Origin of the sequence: Brevundimonas vesicularis, assembly GCF_032067225.1 — a bacterium.
In the GTDB taxonomy this organism is placed as follows: domain Bacteria; phylum Pseudomonadota; class Alphaproteobacteria; order Caulobacterales; family Caulobacteraceae; genus Brevundimonas; species Brevundimonas vesicularis_F.
Map to the genome: position 1 here is coordinate 1 of NZ_DAMBJX010000112.1, position 1,662 is coordinate 1,662.

The following is a 1,662-nucleotide window of genomic DNA, read 5'->3' on the forward strand; positions in this document are numbered from 1 at the left end:
GCTGGACCGATGGTCGGCCGGGTGGCGCGGGCGGCGTCAGCCCGAGCGTCTCCATCGGCGGCGGCAGCAGCCGATATGGCGGCTATTCGGCGTCTGGCGTCGGCGTGGGCGTTGGTCTGAATTTCAGCGGACCGCAGCCGACCTCGACAACGTTGGAAGTGGTTCTGGGACGCGGCCAGAAGCCCGATCGTCCGAACGCCTATGACGCACGTTCGGTGCAGAGCTCCATCCCGCGCTGACCATCGCTTTCGGCGCGGGCGGCGTATATATCGCCGCACGATGACACGTTTTCTTCTCGTTGCGGCAGGTGGGGCCATCGGCTCCATGGCGCGCTATGGCCTTGGCCTCGCCGCCGGGCGGCTCGCGCCCAATGCCGGTTGGCCCGTGGGCACCTTCGCCGCCAACGTCGCCGGCGGTCTGATGATGGGTCTGCTCGTCGGCTGGCTGGCGTTCCGGGGCGGGGCGCAGCAGGAGATGGTGCGCCTGTTCGCCGCCGTGGGCGTGCTTGGCGGGTTCACGACCTTTTCGTCCTATTCGCTGGAAGCGGTACAGATGATCGAGCGCCGCCAGATCGGCCTGGCCGCCGCCTATGTGATCGGCTCGGTTGTTCTCGCCATCGCGGCCCTGTTCGTCGGCCTGATGGTCGCCCGCCGCGCCTTTGGAGTTCCCGCTTGACCGATCAGCCACCCGCAGCCGATGCGCCCAAGCGCGAAGTCCTGACGATCTATGTCGCCGAGGATGAGGACGGTATCCGCCTGGACCGCTGGTTCCGCCGTCGCTGGCCGCACCTGTCCAACATCCAAGTGCAGAAGATGGCCCGCAGCGGTCAAATCCGCGTGGACGGCGCCCGCATCAAGCCCGAAGGCCGACTGACCGCCGGCGCCGCCGTGCGCGTGCCGCCGATCCCCGACGACACGTCACGACAGGCGGGCGACGCCCACACCCTGTCGGAAAAGGACGTCGCTTTCGCCAAGTCGCTGGTTCTGTACGAAGACGACATGGTCATCGCCTTGAACAAGCCGCATGGCCTGGCGGTGCAGGGCGGGACCAAGACGAGCCGTCACGTCGATCGTCTGCTGTCAGCCTGGGGCGAGGGATTGGAGCGACCGCGCCTGGTCCACCGGCTGGACCGCGACACCTCGGGCGTCCTGCTGTTGGGCAAGGGGCCGGAGGCGGCCAAGCGTCTGGCGGGCGCCTTTGCGCGTAGACAAGCCAAGAAGACCTATTGGGCCATCGTCATCGGCAATCCGAAACCCTATTCGGGTCAGATCGACATGCCGCTGAAGAAGACCGGCATCAACGACTTCGAAATGATGCGACCGGCCGAGCGCAAGGACCCGCGCGCCGAACCGGCCGAAACGGCCTTCTCGACCATCAGCCGCGCCTCGCACCGGGCGGCCTGGATGGCCCTGCGCCCCTTCACCGGACGGACGCACCAGCTACGCGCCCATATGGCGGGGATCGGCCATCCCATTCTGGGCGATCCGAAATACGGCGACGAGAAATCGCGTGAACTGTCGGGCCCGCTGAAGCTGCAACTGCACGCCCGCAGCATCGAACTGGACCACCCGCGCGGCGGCGTTCTCAAAGTCACCGCTCCCTTGAGCCCCGAGATGAAAGCCGGCTTCGCCCACTTCGGTTTCTCCGAGGACGAGGCCGAAG

At 67.2% G+C, this 1,662-nt stretch carries 2 protein-coding genes and 1 pseudogene; all 3 read left to right on the forward strand.

Annotated features, from left to right (window positions below; translation table 11 throughout):
- Positions 1 to 239: pseudogene (locus RT123_RS15695) on the forward strand (hypothetical protein); the annotation flags it as partial.
- A 40-nt stretch (positions 240 to 279) separates the two neighbouring features.
- Positions 280 to 675: a fluoride efflux transporter CrcB gene (crcB, locus tag RT123_RS15700; RefSeq protein WP_295218304.1), complete on the forward strand. Its 396-nt coding sequence runs from the start codon at positions 280 to 282 to the stop codon at positions 673 to 675.
- On the forward strand, positions 672 to 1,662 hold a 991-nt coding region (locus tag RT123_RS15705; protein ID WP_313010181.1), incomplete at its 3' end, for an RluA family pseudouridine synthase. The genes crcB and RT123_RS15705, both read left to right, overlap by 4 nt.

Bases quoted from the DNA above. Each gene is read 5' to 3' on its own strand.
- crcB (WP_295218304.1), top strand. From the start codon at position 280: ATGACACGTTTTCTTCTCGTTGCGGCAGGTGGGGCCATCGGCTCCATG.